The 14637-nt window shown below is 64.9% G+C and carries 16 protein-coding genes; 11 read left to right on the forward strand and 5 right to left on the reverse strand.

Features of this window, described 5'->3' with window-relative positions:
* Positions 1 to 23: 23 nt before the first annotated feature.
* The 11 genes from atpB to ABRZ00_RS07015 all read left to right on the forward strand — a co-directional run bounded on the left by atpB (position 24) and on the right by ABRZ00_RS07015 (position 9788).
* Positions 24 to 902 carry a F0F1 ATP synthase subunit A gene (atpB, locus tag ABRZ00_RS06965; RefSeq protein ID WP_368642512.1) on the forward strand — a complete coding sequence of 293 codons (879 nt, stop codon included), beginning with the start codon at positions 24 to 26 and terminating at the stop codon, positions 900 to 902.
* A 99-nt stretch (positions 903 to 1001) separates the two neighbouring features.
* On the forward strand, positions 1002 to 1244 hold the full coding sequence (atpE, locus tag ABRZ00_RS06970; protein ID WP_043684944.1) for a F0F1 ATP synthase subunit C: 243 nt from the start codon (positions 1002 to 1004) through the stop codon (positions 1242 to 1244).
* Between the two features lie 128 nt (positions 1245 to 1372).
* A complete protein-coding gene (locus ABRZ00_RS06975; RefSeq protein ID WP_343836080.1) occupies positions 1373 to 1843 on the forward strand; it encodes a F0F1 ATP synthase subunit B in 471 nt (156 codons plus the stop codon).
* 13 nt (positions 1844 to 1856) lie between these two features.
* Positions 1857 to 2396: a F0F1 ATP synthase subunit delta gene (locus tag ABRZ00_RS06980; RefSeq protein WP_343836079.1), complete on the forward strand. Its 540-nt coding sequence runs from the start codon at positions 1857 to 1859 to the stop codon at positions 2394 to 2396.
* Between the two features lie 36 nt (positions 2397 to 2432).
* Entirely contained in the window at positions 2433 to 3974 is a 1542-nt protein-coding gene (gene atpA, locus ABRZ00_RS06985; RefSeq protein ID WP_343836078.1) for a F0F1 ATP synthase subunit alpha, read from the forward strand.
* Between the two features lie 54 nt (positions 3975 to 4028).
* Positions 4029 to 4928 (forward strand): F0F1 ATP synthase subunit gamma, encoded by a 900-nt coding sequence (gene atpG, locus ABRZ00_RS06990; protein ID WP_343836077.1) that lies wholly within the window; start codon positions 4029 to 4031, stop codon positions 4926 to 4928.
* 44 nt (positions 4929 to 4972) lie between these two features.
* Complete coding sequence (atpD, locus tag ABRZ00_RS06995) at positions 4973 to 6394, forward strand: F0F1 ATP synthase subunit beta (protein WP_368642511.1); 1422 nt, start codon at positions 4973 to 4975, stop codon at positions 6392 to 6394.
* A 9-nt stretch (positions 6395 to 6403) separates the two neighbouring features.
* Positions 6404 to 6829, forward strand: coding sequence for a F0F1 ATP synthase subunit epsilon (locus ABRZ00_RS07000; RefSeq protein ID WP_343836075.1), 426 nt, complete (start codon positions 6404 to 6406; stop codon positions 6827 to 6829).
* A gap of 242 nt (positions 6830 to 7071) precedes the next feature.
* Positions 7072 to 7512: a hypothetical protein gene (locus ABRZ00_RS07005; protein ID WP_368642510.1), complete on the forward strand. Its 441-nt coding sequence runs from the start codon at positions 7072 to 7074 to the stop codon at positions 7510 to 7512.
* Positions 7513 to 7536: 24 nt separating this feature from the next.
* A complete protein-coding gene (locus tag ABRZ00_RS07010; RefSeq protein ID WP_368642509.1) occupies positions 7537 to 8004 on the forward strand; it encodes a hypothetical protein in 468 nt (155 codons plus the stop codon).
* A gap of 2 nt (positions 8005 to 8006) precedes the next feature.
* A complete protein-coding gene (locus ABRZ00_RS07015; RefSeq protein WP_368642508.1) occupies positions 8007 to 9788 on the forward strand; it encodes a patatin-like phospholipase family protein in 1782 nt (593 codons plus the stop codon).
* Positions 9789 to 9909: 121 nt separating this feature from the next.
* Here ABRZ00_RS07015 and ABRZ00_RS07020 read toward each other — a convergent pair whose 3' ends face one another.
* The 5 genes from ABRZ00_RS07020 to ABRZ00_RS07040 are packed head-to-tail and all read right to left on the reverse strand — an operon-like array spanning position 9910 to position 14266.
* Positions 9910 to 11289, reverse strand: a complete 1380-nt coding sequence (locus tag ABRZ00_RS07020; RefSeq protein WP_368639698.1) for an amino acid permease — start codon at positions 11287 to 11289, stop codon at positions 9910 to 9912.
* Between the two features lie 53 nt (positions 11290 to 11342).
* Positions 11343 to 11807, reverse strand: a complete 465-nt coding sequence (locus ABRZ00_RS07025) for an HIT family protein (protein WP_368642507.1) — start codon at positions 11805 to 11807, stop codon at positions 11343 to 11345.
* A 16-nt stretch (positions 11808 to 11823) separates the two neighbouring features.
* The gene (trpC, locus tag ABRZ00_RS07030) at positions 11824 to 12618 is read right to left on the reverse strand and encodes an indole-3-glycerol phosphate synthase TrpC (protein WP_343836072.1); all 795 of its coding nucleotides are present in this window, start codon (positions 12616 to 12618) and stop codon (positions 11824 to 11826) included.
* Positions 12615 to 13649 carry an anthranilate phosphoribosyltransferase gene (gene trpD, locus ABRZ00_RS07035; RefSeq protein WP_343836071.1) on the reverse strand — a complete coding sequence of 345 codons (1035 nt, stop codon included), beginning with the start codon at positions 13647 to 13649 and terminating at the stop codon, positions 12615 to 12617. Before trpD ends, trpC begins: the two co-directional genes overlap by 4 nt.
* Before the next feature lie 50 nt (positions 13650 to 13699).
* Positions 13700 to 14266 (reverse strand): aminodeoxychorismate/anthranilate synthase component II, encoded by a 567-nt coding sequence (locus ABRZ00_RS07040; RefSeq protein WP_368642506.1) that lies wholly within the window; start codon positions 14264 to 14266, stop codon positions 13700 to 13702.
* Positions 14267 to 14637: the final 371 nt, after the last annotated feature.

Below are 14637 nucleotides of genomic sequence, written 5' to 3' on the forward strand. Positions count from 1 at the left end.
TTGAATACGAAAAAGGGTTTCCGATGACCGACGCTGTAAGCACGCCTCAGTCCGAATACATCCAGCACCATCTGGTTCACCTGAACAATCTCGGGCACAAGCAGGACATCATCGCCAACTTCGACGTCGTCAACTACGACTCGCTGTTCTGGTCGGTCCTGATGGGCGCCATCGTCATCTTCTTCCTCTGGCGCGCCGCCCGCCAGGCCACGACCGATGTGCCGGGCCGCTTCCAGATGTCCATCGAAATGCTCGTGGGCATGGTCCATGAAGAGGCCAAGGGCATCATCCCCAACGAAAACACGCGCAAGTTTGCCGCGCCGCTGGCGCTCACCGTGTTCCTCTGGATCGCGCTGATGAACGCGCTCGACCTGATTCCCGTCGATCTGGCCGCCTGGATCTTCCGCATCACCGGCCTGGGCGCGGAGCACTCCGATCCGCTGTACTACCACCGCATCCTGCCGACCGCCGACCTGAACATCCCCATCGGCATGTCCCTGGGCGTGCTGGTGCTGATGCTGTACTACGGCATCAAGATCAAGAACCCGGGCGGTTTCGTCAAGGAACTCTTCACCGCGCCGTTTCATGCGCACGGCATCGCCGCGCTGATCCTGGCGCCCTTCAATTTCCTGCTGAACCTCATCGAATATGCGGCCAAGTGCGTGTCGCTGGGCATGCGGCTGTTCGGCAATATGTATGCGGGCGAGCTGCTGTTCATGCTGATCGCCTTGCTGGGTGGTGCCTGGACGGGGGCGAATGCTTCCAGCATCAGTCTTGCGTTCGGACACGTGCTCGCCGGTTCGGCATGGGCGATCTTCCACATCCTGATCGTGCTGCTGCAGGCGTTCATCTTCATGATGCTGACCCTGGTGTATATCGGGCAGGCGCACGAAGGCCACTAAAAATTCGCCCGGGGCTTCCCGGGCGGGCTCGCGGGGCTTGCCCTGATCTCTGGTTTTTGATTTTTTGACTAAACAACGTTTACTTACCAAGGAGTTGTTATGACCAACGTTGCATTCGTTGCTCTCGCTTGCGGTCTGATCATCGGTCTGGGCGCCATCGGCGCTTGCATCGGCATCGGCATGATGGGCGGCAAGTACCTGGAAGCCTCCGCGCGCCAGCCCGAACTGATGAACACCCTGCAGACCAAGATGTTCCTGCTGGTCGGCCTGATCGACGCGGCCTTCCTGATCGGTGTGGGTCTGGCCATGCTGTTCGCATTCGCCAACCCCTTCGTGGGCTGATGACGGCGCAGGCCTGCGCGCGTGTCGCAGGCCAGGGGTTCGTCGGCGGCCTTCAAGCCGTGGACGGCCGGTTTAGGTGCCTTGCGGAATCGCCGCAAGGCACGAACGGGTAAATTAGGAAAACGACCGTGAATTTAAACGCGACTCTCTTTTTCCAGATGATCGTGTTTTTCGTTCTGGGTTGGTTTACGATGAAATTCATCTGGCCGCCCCTGACGAAGGCAATGGATGATCGTCGCCAGAAAATCGCCGACGGTCTGGCCGCCGCCGAGAAGGGCAAGGCCGACCTGGCCCAGGCCCAGGCTCGCGTCAGTCTGATGGAAGCTGCCTCCAAAACGGAAAACCATGCACGTCTGGCCGAAGCCGAAAAGCAGGCCGCCGCGCTGATCGACGAAGCCCGCCGCGAAGCCGAAGCCGAAAAGGCCCGGATCGTCGCCCAGGCCCGTCAGGACGCCGCCCAGGAAGTCCAGCGCGCACGTGAAACGCTGCGTACCGAAGTGGCCGTGCTGGCCGTCAAGGGTGCTGAACAAATCCTGCGTCGCGAGGTCGATGCCAAGGCGCATGCCGAGCTGCTCGACCAGCTCCAGGCGCAACTCTGAACCAGGGCGAGTCATGGCTGAACTGTCTACTATCGCGCGGCCTTATGCCGAGGCTTTGTTCGAGTCCGTGCGCAACGACGCACGCGGGCTCGAATACTGGTCCGGCGTGATGTCGCTGCTGGCCCAGGTGTCCGGCATGCCCGACGTGCTCGAGGCCATGGCCGATCCGCGCCTGTCCGATGCCCAGCGCACCGATCTGCTGACCGGCCTGGTGTCCCAGGAACTTCCCGAGCAGGCCGCCAATCTCGTGGCCCTCGTGGTCGAGAACGGCCGCGTCCAGGCCTTGCCTCAGGTGGCCGAGCAATTCGAACTGCTGCGCAACCGGCTCGAAGGCACCGCCCTGGCGAACATCACCAGCGCCTATCCGCTCAGCGACGCCCAGGTGGCCGGCCTGCTGCAGGGGCTGGAGCGCAAGTTCGGCCTCAAGCTCAAATCCCAGGTGACGGTCGACCCGGAACTGATCGGCGGGGTGCGCGTCGCCGTCGGCGATCATGTGCTCGACACTTCCGTGCAGGCCCGGCTGGCCGGCTTGCGCGATACGCTGGCCGCGTGATGGCGGGCCAACCAACAAGATTCCAGGAGTCTTACCATGCAACTTAACCCGTCCGAGATCAGCGAACTGCTGAAGAGCCGCATTGAAGGCCTGGGCGCATCCACCGATGTCCGCACGCAGGGCACGGTCGTGTCCGTCACCGACGGCATCACCCGCATCCACGGCCTGTCCGACGTGATGCAGGGCGAAATGCTCGAATTCCCCAACAACAAGTTCGGTCTGGCCCTGAACCTGGAACGTGATTCCGTGGGCGCCGTGGTGCTGGGCGACTACGTCGGCATCTCCGAAGGCGACGCCGTCAAGACCACCGGCCGCATTCTGGCCGTGCCGGTCGGCCCCGAGCTGCGCGGCCGCGTGGTCGATGCGCTGGGCAACCCGATCGACGGCAAGGGTCCGATCAACGCCAAAGAAACCGACGTGATCGAAAAGGTCGCGCCGGGCGTGATCGCACGCCAGTCCGTGTCGCAGCCGCTGCAGACCGGCCAGAAGGCCATCGATTCCATGGTGCCTATCGGTCGCGGTCAGCGCGAACTGATCATTGGCGACCGCCAGACCGGCAAGACCGCGGTGGCTGTCGACACCATCATCAACCAGAAGGGCAAGAACGTCACTTGCGTGTACGTCGCCATCGGCCAGAAGGCTTCCACCATCAACAACGTGGTGCGCAAGCTCGAAGAACACGGCGCGCTGGAATACACCATCGTCGTGGCCGCCGCCGCGTCCGATTCCGCCGCCATGCAATACCTGGCCGCCTACTCGGGCTGCACCATGGGCGAGTACTTCCGCGATCGCGGCGAAGACGCCCTGATCGTGTACGACGACCTGACCAAGCAGGCCTGGGCGTATCGCCAGGTTTCCCTGCTGCTGCGCCGCCCGCCCGGGCGCGAAGCCTACCCCGGCGACGTGTTCTATCTGCACTCCCGCCTGCTCGAGCGCGCCGCCCGCGTGAATCCCGAGTACGTGGAAAAATTCACCAAGGGCGCCGTCAAGGGCCAGACCGGTTCGCTCACTGCGCTGCCGATCATCGAAACTCAGGCCGGCGACGTGTCCGCCTTCGTCCCGACCAACGTGATTTCCATCACCGACGGCCAGATCTTCCTGGAAACCGACCTGTTCAACGCCGGTATCCGCCCCGCCATCAACGCCGGTATCTCGGTGTCGCGCGTGGGGGGGTCGGCCCAGACCAAGGTCGTCAAGAAATTGTCGGGCGGCATCCGGACCGACTTGGCCCAGTACCGCGAACTGGCCGCGTTTGCGCAGTTTGCCTCCGACCTGGACGACGCCACCCGCCGCCAGCTCGAGCGCGGCAAGCGCGTGGTCGAGCTGCTCAAGCAGCCGCAGTACCAGCCGCAGCAGGTCTGGGAACTGGCCGTGGCCCTGTATGCCGTGAACAACGGCCATCTGGACGACCTCGAAGTCGGCCAGGTGCTGTCCTTCGAAAAGGCCCTGAAGGATTACCTCAAGGCCAAGCACGAAGCCCTGATCCAGCGCATCGAAGACGTGAAGGAACTTTCCAAGGAAGACGACGCCGCTCTGGGCGCCGCCATCCAGGAATTCAAGAAGCACGGCACGTTTTAAGTAGCGCCCGGGGCGCGCGGCGCGCGTCCCGGTCAGCCCTGACAGGATAGTGGAATGGCCGGAATCAAGGAAATTCGAACCAAGATCAAGAGCGTGCAAAACACGCGCAAGATCACCAAGGCGATGGAAATGGTCGCCGCATCCAAGATGCGCAAGGCGCAGGAACGGATGCGGACGGGCCGTCCCTACGCCACCAAGGTGCGCGCCATCGCGGCCCACCTGATGCAGGCGAACCCGGATTACACCCATCCCTACATGGTGGAGCGCCAGAAGCTGTCGTCCGTGGGCGTCGTGCTGGTCACCACCGACAAGGGTCTGTGCGGCGGCCTGAATACCAACATCTCGCGCCTGGTACTGGCGCGGATCAAGGAATTCGAGCAGCAAGGCGTGCGGGTCCAGGCGACGGCGCTGGGCTCCAAGGGCCTGGGCCTGCTGAACCGCGTCGGCGTCAATGTGGTGTCTTCGGAAGTCCAGTTGGGCGATGCGCCTAACCTGGAACGCCTCATCGGCGCCATCAAGGTCCAGCTCGACGATTTCGTCGAGGGCAAGGTGGATGCGGTCTATCTGGCGACCAGCCGCTTCGTGAACACCATGAAGCAGGATCCCAGCTTCATCCGCCTGCTGCCGCTGCCTTCGGGCCTGGAAGACCCCTTCCAGACCGACGCGCAGGGCGAGGAAGCCCTGGAAAGCCAGTACGGGTGGGACTACCTCTACGAGCCGGACTCCCAGACCGTGATCGACGAGCTGTTGTTGCGCTACGTCGAAGGCCTGATCTATCAGGCCGTGGCGGAAAACATGGCCAGCGAGCAGTCCGCCCGGATGGTCGCGATGAAGGCCGCGTCCGACAACGCCAAGAAAGTCATCGGCGACCTCCAGTTGGTCTATAACAAGACCCGCCAGGCGGCCATCACCAAGGAAATTTCGGAAATCGTGGGCGGCGCCGCCGCGGTCTGATCGACGCAAGCACCGGCAACCCAGAGATACTTATAGGACTAAACATGAGCAACGGTACCATCGTTCAGTGCATCGGCGCCGTGGTGGACATTCAGTTCCCCCGCGACAGCATCCCCAACATCTACGACGCGCTCACCTTGACCGACGAGTCCTCCGCATTCGCGGAAAAGGGCCTGACGTTCGAGGTCCAGCAGCAACTGGGCGACGGTGTCGTGCGGACCATCGCCATGGGTTCGTCCGACGGCCTGCGCCGCGGCATGTCCGTGGCCGGCACCGGCGCGCCGATCTCCGTGCCCGTGGGCACCGGCACCCTGGGCCGCATCATGGACGTGCTGGGCCGCCCGATCGACGAGCGCGGCGACATCCAGTCCGACGAAAAGCGCGCCATCCACCAGACCGCTCCCAAATTCGACGAACTCTCGCCTTCGGTCGAGCTGCTCGAAACCGGCATCAAGGTGATCGACCTGGTGTGCCCCTTCGCCAAGGGCGGCAAGGTCGGCCTGTTCGGCGGCGCCGGCGTGGGCAAGACCGTCAACATGCTCGAACTGATCAACAACATCGCCAAGGCCCACAGCGGTCTGTCGGTGTTTGCCGGCGTGGGTGAGCGCACCCGCGAGGGCAACGACTTCTACCATGAAATGTCCGACGCGGGCGTCATCAAGCTCGACAACCTGGCGGAATCCAAGGTCGCCATGGTGTTCGGCCAGATGAACGAACCCCCCGGAAACCGTCTGCGTGTGGCCCTGTCCGGCCTGACGATGGCGGAAAAATTCCGCGACGAAGGCCGCGACGTGCTGTTCTTCGTGGACAACATCTACCGCTACACCCTGGCCGGTACCGAAGTGTCCGCCCTGCTGGGCCGGATGCCGTCCGCCGTGGGCTATCAGCCGACGCTGGCCGAGGAAATGGGCAAGCTGCAGGAACGGATCACGTCCACCAAGACCGGTTCGATCACGTCCATCCAGGCCGTGTACGTGCCGGCCGATGACTTGACCGACCCGTCGCCCGCCACCACCTTCCTGCACTTGGACTCCACCGTGGTGCTGTCGCGTGACATCGCCGCCCTGGGGATCTATCCGGCCGTGGATCCGCTGGATTCGACCAGCCGTCAGCTCGACCCGCAGGTCGTCGGCGAAGAGCATTACGGCATTGCCCGCGCCGTGCAGCAGACGCTGCAGCGCTACAAGGAACTGCGCGACATCATCGCCATCCTGGGCATGGACGAACTGTCGCCGGAAGACAAGCAGGCCGTGGCCCGCGCCCGCAAGATCCAGCGCTTCCTGTCGCAGCCTTTCCACGTGGCCGAAGTCTTCACCGGCTCGCCCGGCAAGTACGTGCCGCTGGCCGAGACCCTGCGCGGCTTCAAGATGATCGTCGAGGGCGAGTGCGATGCGCTGCCCGAGCAGGCCTTCTATATGGTGGGCGGCATCGACGAGGCCTTTGAAAAGGCCAAAACCCTCCAATAAGGATTGCACATGGCGACTCTTCACATCGAAGTGGTCAGCGCGGAGGCCTCGATCTTTTCCGGCGAGGCGGCCTTCATCGCCCTGCCGGGCGAATCGGGCGATCTCGGCATCCTGCCGGGGCACACCCCGCTGATCTCGCGCGTGCGGCCCGGCACGCTGAAAATCCGGCGTGACGACGGCACCGAAGAGCACATCTTCGTGGCCGGCGGCATCCTGGAAGTCCAGCCGCATGCCGTCACGGTGCTCTCCGACACCGCCATCCGCGCCGCCGACCTGGATGAAGCCAAGGCCGTCGCCGCGCGGGAGCGTGCCGAGGAAGCCTTGCGCAACACCAAGGAAAAGTCCGACATCGCTGTCGTCGAGGCCGAACTCGCCATGCTGGCGGCCCAGGCCGCCGCGGCACGCAAGTTCAGTCAGAAACGCAGCTCGCACTGACCGGCGACCGCAGTGTCACCGGAAAAGGCGCCCCTCTGGGCGCCTTTTCTTTTGTCTGCGGCCATTGCGCCGCATCTCGCGCCTCCAGGGAGGCGGCGCCATCATTGCGACGCACGCGCCATGCCAAGTCAGGCGCGCTCCCGGCGCTGCCGGATGTCCTTGGCGGCCCCGGGGAACTGTCTCGGGAGTTCTGGTTACTCACCTGGAAAGCGGAACTTGATCCGCTGGAATGGAGAGCCCCGATGAATTCGATTTCCGCGATTGCGCAGGCCATCGCCGAAGGCGCGGCGTCCCTGGCCCCTGGCCAGGAAGTCCACATGCCCCTGGACGAGCACCGCATGGTCCGGCTGCTGCGACGCACCGTGCCATCTACGCTCGGACTGTCCGTGGCCACGCTGGCCGTGGGCCGCACCGAAGCGCAGCAAGCGGCCGCGCGCGAGGCGCTGCTGCGCCTCGGAGCCGATAGCCGCTTCAGCCAGGCATTTGCCGGTGGATTGGACGACGAAGGCCGCGATTGTGTCCTGGCTGAGCTGGCCGAACCGGTCGACGCCATGGCCGTCGAAACCCTGCTGAACCAGATGTTCGAACGCTGCGTGGCACCCGCGCAAGAGTCCGACACGCCCGCTCCGGACGACGCCTCCTTGTCGACGATCAACACGCCTGCTCGCTGGTCGCGAGTCTGAGCACCGCCTCTCAAGGAAAGACAGATGCCGCAATTCGAAGATCCCGATTTCCAACGCCTGGCTGCCAGCCTCGGAGACGTGACGCCCACGTCCTCGCGCAGCTTCGACCTGGTATTCGACGACAACCTGTGCGTGACCGTGTCCGGACATCTCAAACGACCGGATGTCTGCGTCGACGTTTGGTGCCATGACGTCTCGGCGTATGTCGGCGCGCCGCGCCGCGCCCTGGTCGATACGCTGTTGCTGCTCAATCGCTCCGCGCAGGCCGGACAGCCGTTCCGCGTGGGTCTGGACAGCCGCGATTTCATCGTCGTGCACGCCAGCCAGGCCATGGACCGCCTCGAGGGCGGTACGTTCGGCGCCTGGTTGATCTGGATGCTCGATCAGGGGCGCCGCGTACGCGAACTGGTTCGCACCATCGGTTTCGAGAACAGCCGTCTCGCCTATGAACTGGCCCCGGCGCTTGCCGCCGCGCCTCAAGGAGATCAATGATGATGACCGCCCCCTTAGGCAACGTAAGCCATCTCTCGACGCAATGGAATGACGCGGTCCAGCGCAGCAGCGAACCCCCCACGTGGTTTGCCCGGCTGGTCGGCGTCTTCTGCACGCCGACCCGCAGCGTCGCCCAACTGATCAACACGCGTGAAGCGTTCAAGGGTTTCTTCCAGGCCCAGGTCTCGCAACTCGGGGCGGGCGTACCCGGGCACAGCAAGGCGGGCTTCGAGGTCCGCGCTCAGGAACTGTGCGCCTCAATCCTGGAGAACTCGCTGAACATCGCGACGCGGGAAGCCCTCGCTCGCGGCGATGGCCGGGTGCCGGACAAGGTGCTGCGCGAGGCCGTGTCCAAGGCCAATGCCCGCGCCCAGGAAGCGCTGCAGGAACTGCAGATCCATGCCTCGCACGCGCGGCTGACGGTGGATCGGCAAGTGGATATCCGGCCGCAGGTGGTTCCGCGCAAGGATTCCGAAGGCAAGGTGCTGGGCTTCAACGTGATCCGGCAAGCGCCGCAGATCGAGAATCTGGTGTTCCGCGGCGGCGGCGCCAAAGGCATCGGCAATCCCGGGGCCCTGGTCGAAATGCAGGACGCCGGCATGCTCAGTGGCCTGAAGCACCTGGTGGGCACGTCCGCCGGCGCGCTGACCGCGGTGTGTCTGTCGTGCGGGCAGGACGCGCATGCCTTCCAGACGTTCTCCGCCTCGGTGGACATGAACGAACTGAAGGGCACGCCGAAAAACTTCGAGACGCGTTATCCGATGGTCGATGTGAGCTGGCGCGTGGGGTTCCATGCCGGCCGCGCGCTTGAACTGCTGGACCAGACCTCGGCCACCGGCGTGTCCCAATACCTGAACAGGAACTGGGACCCGGCCGCCATGCGGGAGAAGCTCGCCAGCCTGGGCGGCGAGGGGGAGATCGATAGCGCCATCGAGCGCCTGGCGCAGTTGCGCACGCAGGATTTCGAGAGCGACCGCACGGGCCAGATGGTGACGTTCAAGGACCTGCGCCTGATGCATCTGCTGGCGCCCGCGCAGTTCAAGGAGCTGACGCTCACGGGGTGGGACAGCACCAACAAGCAGGAAACCTACTTCAACGCGCAGAACACGCCGGACATGCCCGTGGCCGTCGCGGGGCGCATCTCCATGAGCATCCCGGTGTACTTCCGGTCCGTGGATTTCGATCCCGGCGACGGCAGCGGCACGCGTTCCTTCACCGATGGCGGGGTCGGCAGCAACATGCCCACCGAGGTCATCACGGACAACCTGCAGGGGCGGGCGCTGGAGGAGGCGCGGGCGCGAACCGCCTTGATGACGTTCGACGAGAACGGCAAGGCTTATACCGTGCTGCACAGAGAGCCCGAGGGGCCGGCGACGGGGCTGGTCGCCTGGGCCAAGGCCCAGATGTCCGGCAACTCGAAACTCTCCGGGATGGGGCACCAGGACAAGATCAAGATCCACGAAGCGGGCCCGAATGCCTTCGTGATTTTCCACGGGGATATCGGCACGTTCGATCTGAACGCATCGCCAGAGCGGGTGCGCAAGGCGCAGACGCTGTCCACCCTGAAGATCCTGGAGCAGATCGAGCAGCGCCGGGACCAAGCCTACGCGACCGAGTTCGACAGCGCGCAGGATTGCTTCGCTGTGCTGACGGATATGGAAAAGCATGCGATCCGCGACGGTGGCGAGCCGCATCCCGGCAACTATCCGCCGCAGTTCGAGACGGACCCGTGCTACCGGTTCCAGCTTGAGCTGTACGAGCTTGCGTGGGGCAAGGAGGGCTGATCCGCGCCGATACCGCGCAAGAGGACGCACAGGGCGCGACGCGAGCGTCGTTCCCTTGTGCAATGGCCCGGCCGCTGACGAGGCAATGGGCTTGGGCATTGCCCGCCCGCCTGATCTGGATTCACACCCCGATCTTCGGGCGTTCTGGGCAATGCCGCCGCCGCAGCCGGTAGCCCAGGTAGAGCGCGCCCAGCCAGACCGGCAGCACATAGACGGCCGGCCGGGTGCTTTCCAACTGTGTCATGAGTCCCACCAGCCCCACCAGAAAAGCCACGCACAGGTAGTTGGTCCAGGGATAAAAGGGCGCGGGGAACAACAGTGTTTCGCGTGCATGGGCCTTGCGAAAGCGCAGGTGAACCAGCACGATCATCATCCAGGTGATCGCGGCTGCCGCCGTCGCCACGGCCATGATCCGCATGAAGGCGCCTTCGGGCACCAGGAAATTCACGATCACGATCAGCAATGTGCAGGCCGACGAAAACAGCACCCCCGCCCAGGGCACCTGGCGCCGGCTCAGGCGCAGGAAGATGCGGGGCGCATTGCCTTGCTCGGCCAGGCTGTAGAGCATGCGGCCGTTGCTGTACATGCCGCTGTTGTAGACCGAGATGGCGGCGCTCAGCACGACCAGGTTCAGGATATCGGGGGCTGCGGGGATTCCCAGGCGTGAAAAAATCAGCACGAAGGGGCTGCCGTGCGAGCCGACTTCATTCCAGGGATACAGGGCCACCAGCACCGCCAGCGCGCCGATGTAGAAGATCAGGATGCGCCAGATCACCTGATTGACGGCGCGCGGGATGCTGCGCCGGGGATCGTCGGCTTCGCCCGCCGTGATGCCGATCAGCTCGGTGCCTCCGAAGGAGAACATCACCACCACCAGGGACAGCAGCAGGCCGTGCGCGCCGTTGGGTAGGAAACCGCCGTGCGCCCAGAGATTGCTCACGCTCGCGCCGCCGGCGCCGCGCGCGATCAGCACGCCGCCCAGCAGGATCATGCCGATGATGGCGGCGATCTTGATGAAGGCCAGCCAGAATTCGCTTTCGCCATACAGGCGCACGTTCAGCAGGTTCAGGGACGTGACGGCCAGCAGCACCGCCAGGGCGCTGGCCCAGGCGGGAAAGTCGGGCAGCCAGTAATTGACGTAGAGGCCGACCACCGAGAGCTCGGCCATGCTGACCAGAACGTACAGCAGCCAGTAGTTCCAGCCGGACAGAAAGCCTGCGAAACCGCCCCAGTAGCGATAGGCGAAATGGCTGAACGCGCCGCTCACGGGTTCCTGGGTGGACATTTCCCCCAGGAAGCGCAGGATCAGGTAGATCGCCAGGCCGCCGATCAGATAGGACAGGATGATGCCTGGACCGACCAGTTGGATGGAGGCGGCCGACCCGTAGAAGAGGCCTGTGCCGATGGCTCCGCCCAGGGCGATCATCTGGATGTGCCGGTTTTTCAGGCTGCGCGCCAGAGCGGCGGGCGCTGCGCCGGATGCGGGGGGAGGGGTGGGCATGGAAGCAGGAAGTACGTGGGGAATCGGAACCGCGGGGAGCGTATCGGGGCGTTTCAGGCGCGGGGCGGCTCGGCCGCCGGCCCGCGGGTCGACAGGGCCAGGTGCAGCCGCTCGACGTGCGGAGCCAGCGCCTCGCAGGCGTGCGACCAGGCGGCTGCGCGGGCGGGATCGTGCCGGGGCGGCGCCCAGACGGCATCCGGAAAGCAGGGGTCGCCGCGCCAGCGGGGAATCAGGTGCCAGTGCAGGTGAGGCACCTGATTGCCGAGGCTGGCCAGGTTGATCTTGTCGGGACGCAGCAAGGTCCGCTGCAGGCGTTCGACCTGGAATACGGTGCGCATCAGGTGCAGGCGATCCATGGGGTCGATGTCGGTCATTTCCGCCTTGTGGCGCTGCCAGACGATGCGCAGATAGCCGGGGTACCGGGGCTCATCCACACGAATGATCCGCAGTTTGTCGTCCCGCCAGAGCAGCGTGTCGGGGTTTGCCGTGCACAGCGGGCAGTCGGGAGAAAAATCCATGGCGGAAGCGGCCGGGTCAGCGGGCGAAGAACAGTTCGTGCAAGGCGGCGCCCGGATCCGGCGCGCGCATGAAGGCTTCCCCGACCAGGAAGGCCTGGACGCCGTGCTCGCGCATGCGGTCGACGTCTTCAGGCAGCAGGATGCCGCTTTCGGTGACGACGCGCTTGCCTTCCGGGAGGTCCTTCAGCATCGACAGCGTGGTTTCGAGGCGGGTTTCGAAGGTCCGCAGATTGCGGTTGTTGATGCCGATCAGGGGCGTGTTCAGCGACAAGGCCGCGTCCAGTTCGTCGCGGTCGTGGATTTCAACCAGCACGTCCATGCCCAGTTCCGTGGCCACGCTTTCGAGTTCGCTCAACTGGGCGGGCGTCAGGGCGGCGGCGATCAGCAGCACGCAGTCCGCACCCAGCGCCCGGGCGTGGATGACCTGGTAGGGATCGATCAGGAAATCCTTGCGCAGCACGGGCAGGCTGCAGGCGGCGCGCGCCTGGCGCAGGTGATCATAGCCACCCTGGAAATACTGCACGTCGGTGAGCACGGACAGGCAGGCCGCGCCGTGGCCGGCGTAGCTGGTGGCGATGTCCGCCGGCCGGAAATCCTCGCGGATCACGCCTTTGGAGGGCGATGCCTTCTTGATTTCAGCGATCACGGCGGGCTTGCCCTGAGCGATCCGGTCTTCGATGGCGCGCACGAAGCCGCGGATGTCCTGGCGGCTCTGGGCTTCGCGCAGCACTTCGGATTCGCTGCGCATCTGCCGCGCGGTGGCGACTTCGGTACGCTTGGTGTCCAGAATCCTGGCCAGAATGTCGTTCATGCGGAAAACCTTTGCGTGTATTGGCGGAATTGTTCCAGCTTGTCGCGCGCGGCGCCCGAGGCGATCAGTTCGAAGGCCTGGCGGATGCCGGCGTCGATCGAATCGGCGCGGTTGCCCGCGTACAGGGCCAGGCCCGCGTTCAGGGCGACGATGTCGCGGGCCGCGCCGGCGGTATTGTTCAGGGCGGCGCGCACCAACTGGGCGGATTCGTCGCGATTGGCGACCTTGATGCTGCGGTTGGAGACCATGGACATGCCGAAATCCTCGGGGTGGATCTCGTACTCGCGGACCTCGTCGTTCTTGAGTTCGCCCACCAGGGTGGCTGCGCCCAGCGAGGCCTCGTCCATGCCATCCTTGCCATGCACGATCAGCACGTGGCGCGAGCCCAGGCGCTGCAGGACGCGCACCAGAATGCCGACCAGATCGGCATGGAACACGCCCATCAATTGGTTGGCCGCGCCCGCCGGGTTGGTCAGCGGGCCGAGGATGTTGAAGATCGTGCGCACACCGAGCTCGCGGCGCACGGCGGCGACGTTCTTCATGGCGCTGTGGTGGGCGGGAGCGAACATGAAGCCGATGCCGGTGGCCTCGATGGATTCGGCCACCTGGGCGGGCGTGGCGGCGAAGTGGATGCCCAGCGTTTCGAGGACATCGGCGCTGCCCGATGAAGACGAGGCGCTGCGCCCGCCATGCTTGGCGATCCTGGCCCCGCCCGCCGCCGCCACGAACATGGCGGCGGTCGAGATGTTGAACGTATGCGACCCATCGCCGCCCGTGCCGCACATGTCCAGCAGCTCTTCGGGGTAGGGGGTGTCAACGCCCAGGGCGAATTCGCGCATGACCTGGGCGGCGGCCGTGATCTCGCCGACGGTTTCTTTCTTGACGCGCAAGCCCATCAGCAAGGCGCTGGCCAGTTGGGGAGACATTTCCCCGCGCATCAGCATGCGCATCAGTTCCAGCATTTCGTCGTGAAAGATTTCCCGGTGTTCGATGCAGCGGGACAGCGCTTCGTTGGGAGTGATCGGCGGCATGGGCAAGGCTCCTCGTGTCTTCGTGTTTCGGATGGCCGGGCGCGGTGGCTTCAGAGTTCCAGGAAATTGCGCAATAGCGCGTGGCCGTGTTCGCTGAGTACGGATTCCGGGTGGAACTGCACGCCGTAGAGGGGCAGGGACTGGTGGGCGACGCCCATGATTTCACCGTCGGCGGTCTCGGCGGTGATGTCCAGACAGTCGGGCAGGGAGGCGCGCTCGATGGCCAGGGAATGGTATCGGGTGACGGTGCAGGGCGAAGGCAGCCCCGCAAAGACGTCGGTGCCCCGGTGCGTGATGGACGAGACCTTGCCGTGCATGATCTCCTGTGCGCGCACGATGCGTGCGCCATAGGCCGCGCCGATGGCCTGGTGGCCGAGGCACACGCCCAGTATCGGCTTCTTGCCGGCGAAATGCCGGATCAGTTCGATGGAGATGCCGGCCTCGGCGGGCGAGCAGGGCCCCGGAGACACGCAGATGCGGTCCGGGTCGATGGCCTCGATGCCGGCCAGGTCGATCTGGTCGTTGCGCACGACCTGGACCTGAGCGCCCAGTTCGCCGAAATACTGCACCAGGTTGTAGGTGAAAGAGTCGTAGTTGTCCAGCATCAGCAGTTTCATGATCGAGCCGTCCTGGTCAGTGTCGGGAAACGCGCGCGCGAACCGGGGCACGCTCGGGAAGCTGCGGGGTGCGGGAGGGATGAAGCGATACGGACATGGTCTTCCTTGGAGTCAGGAGCCGCCGCACCGGAGATAGATTCACGAAGACCTATGCCTGCCAGAGCGGCGGCAAGGTGCGATGAATCACGCATGAGGATGCCGCCCCTAAGAGGAGCGCCACCAGGACGAAGCGTGCACGGTCGCAAGTGAAATCATGGCAAGCATTCTACTGTGTGGCGCGAAGACTGTCGAGCGGGTGGCGCGCCATGCCGCTGCGTTCGGTGCGCCTGGGGCGGATCGGCGCGCCGCGGAAGGCGTGCACGGCGCATCGG

Source organism: Castellaniella ginsengisoli, from assembly GCF_040955415.1.
Classification (GTDB): domain Bacteria; phylum Pseudomonadota; class Gammaproteobacteria; order Burkholderiales; family Burkholderiaceae_B; genus Castellaniella; species Castellaniella ginsengisoli.

Excerpts from the sequence above, each read along its gene's own strand:
- atpD (WP_368642511.1), top strand. The coding sequence starts at position 4,973 with ATGAGCAACGGTACCATCGTTCAGTGCATCGGCGCCGTGGTGGACATT.
- ABRZ00_RS07025 (WP_368642507.1), bottom strand. The coding sequence starts at position 11,807 with ATGGATTTTTCTCCCGACTGCCCGCTGTGCACGGCAAACCCCGACACG.
- ABRZ00_RS07010 (WP_368642509.1), top strand. The coding sequence starts at position 7,537 with ATGCCGCAATTCGAAGATCCCGATTTCCAACGCCTGGCTGCCAGCCTC.
- atpA (WP_343836078.1), top strand. The coding sequence starts at position 2,433 with ATGCAACTTAACCCGTCCGAGATCAGCGAACTGCTGAAGAGCCGCATT.
- ABRZ00_RS07020 (WP_368639698.1), bottom strand. The coding sequence starts at position 11,289 with ATGCCCACCCCTCCCCCCGCATCCGGCGCAGCGCCCGCCGCTCTGGCG.
- atpE (WP_043684944.1), top strand. The coding sequence starts at position 1,002 with ATGACCAACGTTGCATTCGTTGCTCTCGCTTGCGGTCTGATCATCGGT.
- atpB (WP_368642512.1), top strand. The coding sequence starts at position 24 with ATGACCGACGCTGTAAGCACGCCTCAGTCCGAATACATCCAGCACCAT.
- ABRZ00_RS07005 (WP_368642510.1), top strand. The coding sequence starts at position 7,072 with ATGAATTCGATTTCCGCGATTGCGCAGGCCATCGCCGAAGGCGCGGCG.
- ABRZ00_RS06980 (WP_343836079.1), top strand. The coding sequence starts at position 1,857 with ATGGCTGAACTGTCTACTATCGCGCGGCCTTATGCCGAGGCTTTGTTC.
- trpC (WP_343836072.1), bottom strand. The coding sequence starts at position 12,618 with ATGAACGACATTCTGGCCAGGATTCTGGACACCAAGCGTACCGAAGTC.
- ABRZ00_RS07000 (WP_343836075.1), top strand. The coding sequence starts at position 6,404 with ATGGCGACTCTTCACATCGAAGTGGTCAGCGCGGAGGCCTCGATCTTT.
- ABRZ00_RS07040 (WP_368642506.1), bottom strand. The coding sequence starts at position 14,266 with ATGAAACTGCTGATGCTGGACAACTACGACTCTTTCACCTACAACCTG.
- ABRZ00_RS07015 (WP_368642508.1), top strand. The coding sequence starts at position 8,007 with ATGACCGCCCCCTTAGGCAACGTAAGCCATCTCTCGACGCAATGGAAT.
- trpD (WP_343836071.1), bottom strand. The coding sequence starts at position 13,649 with ATGCCGCCGATCACTCCCAACGAAGCGCTGTCCCGCTGCATCGAACAC.
- atpG (WP_343836077.1), top strand. The coding sequence starts at position 4,029 with ATGGCCGGAATCAAGGAAATTCGAACCAAGATCAAGAGCGTGCAAAAC.